General features: G+C 62.0%; 3 protein-coding genes. All 3 read right to left on the reverse strand.

Annotated elements, in window-relative coordinates:
• Window positions 1-2,136, reverse strand: a 2,136-nt coding sequence (locus L1069_RS23455) for an AAA family ATPase (protein WP_237457252.1), incomplete at its 3' end; no start/stop codon positions are given.
• Between the two features lie 89 nt (window positions 2,137-2,225).
• Window positions 2,226-2,963 carry a GIY-YIG nuclease family protein gene (locus L1069_RS23460; RefSeq protein WP_237457253.1) on the reverse strand — a complete coding sequence of 246 codons (738 nt, stop codon included), beginning with the start codon at window positions 2,961-2,963 and terminating at the stop codon, window positions 2,226-2,228.
• Window positions 2,964-3,269: 306 nt separating this feature from the next.
• A complete protein-coding gene (locus L1069_RS23465; RefSeq protein ID WP_237457254.1) occupies window positions 3,270-3,626 on the reverse strand; it encodes a hypothetical protein in 357 nt (118 codons plus the stop codon).
• Window positions 3,627-4,448: the final 822 nt, after the last annotated feature.

Below are 4,448 nucleotides of genomic sequence, written 5' to 3' on the forward strand. Positions count from 1 at the left end.
AACCGAGGCCATTTCTTTGAGCAGGTGCTTGTAGGGGGACAACAAAGCACGCGCGATGTCCTCGGCATGGTCGAGCCGGTCCTGCAGGCGCTGGCGTTCGCTGGCCGTCAGGTGGGAGGGATCCTGCCGCCCAAACCAGCCGTTGCCGTGGATGCCGAGTCCCAGCTCGTGGTCCACTGCCAACGCAATCCGCGCAGCCTGTGCCAAATCGGACGTCGCGCCCCCGCCTGCTCCGGCCGAAACAGTCCCGAAGATGAGCCGCTCCGCCGCCCGCCCTGCGAGGTGGATATACAGTTGGCGTTCAAAGTCTGCCGGCAGCCCCGCGTTCGGGGGAACATCCCGCTCAATTGTGCCACTAGAAGGAGGCAGGCTGATCTGCGTGACCGTCTCACCGAAGATCCAGGCGGCGATGGCGTAGCCAGACTCATGCACTGCGATGCGGTACAAGAGGTCTTGGTTCTCCTCCTGTGCCATGACCCCGAGATGGCGGCGCAGAAGCTGCAGATCGAGCGCGCAGCCGTTGTGCCGGGCCTCACTGCGGGCTGAGCGCACCGCCGCGTCCACGTCGGCAGCGGTTTTGCCAATGGAGTCCCGCGCCAGCTGCTGCAGCGCATCCTCGGGGACTGCGTCCTGCAGCCGCTCAGCAAGGAGGTGCTGCAGCATCGCCTTGCTTGGCAGCGGCATCTCGATCTTGATGTCAAACCGCCCGGCTCTCAGCACCGCGGGGTCCAGGTGCTCTGGGTGGTTGCAGGCACCGACCACCATAATCCCTGCCTCCCGGCTGATGCGGTCCATCTGCTCCAAAAAACCAGCAACCACTTGGCGCCTGTAGCTGGCACTGTTGTCGCCGGCACTGTCGCGGGAACCGATCGCGTCAATCTCATCCAAAAAAAGGATACAGGGCGCATTCTTCCGGGCTTCATCGAAGCTTCTTCGCATCGCGAGCAGCAGGTTGCCCAAATGACCGGCGCTTTGCCACTCGGCGCAGCTGGTCTCGACGCAATTGACAGCGGCGCTCCGGCCCATCGCGCGGGCGAGGTGGCTCTTGCCGGTGCCCGGCAGGCCAAAAAGCAGCAAGGAGTGCGGAATCTCATTCCAGGCCACTTCGCCTTCGGCCCAGAGCCGCAGGTCCGCAACCAGTTGCCGGGCGGTGTCATAGGCTGGGCCGATGCCGGTGATCTTCTCCCTTGGCGGGTGGGCTTCGGGCGGTGAAGCGGCAGCGGCGGTTAGCGCCTGGGACAGGCGCTGAGCCATCTTCTTCGCTGTGGGCGCACGCAGGGCGAATGAGAGTGCGGCGGTGGAGAGCTCTTGCAACTGGCCGTTCGGGGGCAGCGCGGCGCGGGCGGCGGCTTCATCAATGCGGCCCGTCCGGCTGTGGGTCTGACGCAGCAGGGCGATCAGAAATTCTGCGTCCACCTGCGGCAGTGTCAGCTGATGGCAGTGCTCCGTCACCAGCGGCGCCGGCAGCGCCATCTCATCCGGCAAGCAGATCCACAAAGGCTGGCTGTGCGCCAGGCCTTTGATGATGAGATCCTGCAGCTCATCAATGTGTTGCTGTTCAATCGCACCATCGCGGGCACTGGGGACAGCGAGGGTCACGCGCTGAGGCAGCTGCACCTGGCGCCGGGCGTCATAGGCCTGCCAGCCCGGCGGCAGCAGGGCGTGGTTGAGGAGATTTTCCACGCTGGAAAACCCGGGAACTGGAATGTTGCGCAGGATCAGCACGGCGCCCCGGGCAAGCAGCGCATCCACTGCAGCCGGGGAGCCGAAGGCCGCGGCAATCCGAAGCAGCAGAAGCAGCTTGTCTGCCGGCAGGTCTGTGTCCGGCAGACAGCGACCCGTGTTGTCACAGGCATATGGGTCGGCGCCTTCCTGCTCCAGCGCGTCCCAGAGTTCCGGCGGCAGATGCCGCGCGTTCGGGTGCTCGGTCAGATGCTGCAGCAAAGAATGGGGCTGTTCCGGGGGCGCGGACACAAGCGGCTCCTCGGTGCCAGCACTGTCGTCTGGCGCGTCTTCTTTGAGTGTCTTGCGGCGCGTCCGCTGCAGCTCTTCGCAGTAGAGATGATAGCGGCGGGCGCAGTCTTCGGCGAACTGCCACCAATCGGCGCGCGCGGGGGGTTGGTTGGATTGGTTCATGGCAAGCCTCCTGTGAACAGGCAAAAGGGATCGCTCGCCCAGCGGGGCCGGGCGGAAAACAGGTCGGAAATTGAAGGGGAGGGAGGCGCTTAGCTGTCTTCTTCCGCCTTGATGGCGTCGAGCATCGCGAAGATCACCTGGCACACATCCGGAAAATAGACCTCACTTTTGACCCTCAATTCATCTGCGTAGAGGTCTGGCGGCGCGACGCTGTCGGGGTGCTCTGCCTTCAGCCGCGCATGCAGGCCTTTCTCAATTTGCACAGCCGTGTGGCCGGAGCTGATGGGAACTGTCCGCAGGACCTGCGCCTCCGTCTCCTTGGTCTTCAGAAGTTGGTGGTAAAGGCGGGAGACGGGATCGCGGCTGTAGCCGAGTTTGATCAGCTTGGCACCTTTGGCGAGTTTAAGCTTCATGACGTAGAGAAAACTTGGCGCACTGCTCCAGCCCTCGCCGCAGCTGCTGCATTGAAACCGGCCAGTCTGCATGTTGGCACGGGCGATCCGCTGAACATGGCCGCAGGCCTGGTGCTGGTACAGGCGGTAGTTCTGGCTCCTGTTCGGATCCGGTCCAATCAGCTCCCAACCCTGCGCGGAGGCTTCTTCTTGCTCCTTCTGTTGCTGGCAGAGTTCGCAGCGTACGTCGCAGGTCCCGGCGGCAGCTCTTTTGATCAGCTCAAACTGGCGGCGCAAACGGTGTCGGCAGTCCGCGATGTAGAAGCCGTGATGGCGGCTTTGCGGGTCGCGGCCTGCCCACTGCAGCCCGGCGGCTTCGGCATCGGCCTGCCACCGGTCTTGAATGCAGTGCGGGCACTGCGGCTGGCCGTTCATGAGAACAAAGATCTTGCTGGCATGTGCCAGGCCGCAGCTTTGGCAGGCTAGAAGCAGGTGATAGCGGTCCTTGATGCGCTGGACGATTTTGAAACCTTTTGCGCTGGCGGCGGCGCGCCAGTGGGGATGGACCGTTTGCGGGAAATGTTCGCAGGTTGAGTGGGGCATGGCAGCCTCCGCATGGCAAAATTGGGCAGGGCAGGCGCCGGGACTGGCGCTTGCTGAAACTTCAGAAATGGCATGCTGAGCCGGGCGCAGCGGCGTGTCCGCCGCGGGCCGGGTCAGAAGAATGCTGGGATGGTGGGCCTAGTTGGGCAGAAAGTTCTGCGCTTCAGCCGCCACAGAGAGTTCGATGAGAGCGTTCATCTGTCGCGCGCCTGTCTGCAGCAGGGCCTGGCAATCACCATCTTCGACGGTGAACAGCTCCTGGTTCTCAAGGTACAGATGCTGAAACCGGAGAGCCTCTTCCGGCCCCGTGGACTCGATGAGGAAGTGCAGCAGCATGCTCATGCGCTGCATTGGCAAATCTTCGGCACTGACCACCTGTGCCGTCAGGATGTCGCCGCTGAGTTTAAGGCAATCCTGCCATTTGGCTTCTGCGGCCTCTTGGATATCGGTGGACGCGGGATCCCAGGACAGCGCGTGCGACAGATCACGCTCCAAATTTGGGGCTTCGTCCACTGCCTTAGTCAGCGTGTCGAAAGTTTGGGTGACGAAGGTGGGGCTGTCATCTGCGGCTGATGCGGGCCACAGGGCTTTTGCCGCGCCGGGGCGCGTGATAACGGGGGTGGTAGTCGCATTGGTCTCCTTAGCCGAGATCAGTGTGGTTAGGGCGAGGTAAGAGGTTCCAGCTCTTGCCTCGCCTGAACAATGTGCGATGATGCCATCATGATGTCAACATCAAAATGGTAATATCGGAATGGCCCCTCCCAAGAAAGACACAGAAGCGCTAACGCTCAGATTGTCGCGAGAACTCATAAATGCAATCGATGACCGACGTCGTCTCGAGCCTGATCTCCCAACCCGTCCGGAAATGATTAGGCGCGCATTGATTGACTGGCTGGAGAAAACAAGCTGATCGGCAACAGGCTACGGAAGCGAAACACCCTTCTGCCATTTAAGATTATCGAGAAACAATAAGTCATCCCAGGCCCCCGGCAGGGCGGGTCCAGCAGGCTTCTGGCCGCAGGAAGCATGTTTGGGCGGAGCCCGGACTGCGACCGAGGAGGGGATCGAAGGGGGTATCCCCCTCGCGAACTGGTAAGTTGCAATTCCGGGGCCCAGCCCGGGATTGCAACTTGCCTAGTGAGTACAAGCCTCACAAAAACAAAAAAAGTCTATCGGGATTTTCTTCGTCTTCGCGGAGACTCGGATCAGAGAAGCAGATCCGAGCAGCAAGATGACCGTACAGCCCAAGTTTACCCAAGCCCAGCCCGTAATTCTTGATGAAGCACCGGTTGTGCTGCGCTTTGCAGGCTTGCCCGC

Source organism: Leisingera sp. MMG026 (assembly GCF_021654205.1).
Classification (GTDB): Bacteria; Pseudomonadota; Alphaproteobacteria; order Rhodobacterales; family Rhodobacteraceae; genus Leisingera.

What these genes read in the sequence shown, in the direction of transcription:
- L1069_RS23460 (WP_237457253.1), bottom strand. Translation starts at nt 2,963, where the DNA reads ATGAACGGCCAGCCGCAGTGCCCGCACTGCATTCAAGACCGGTGGCAG.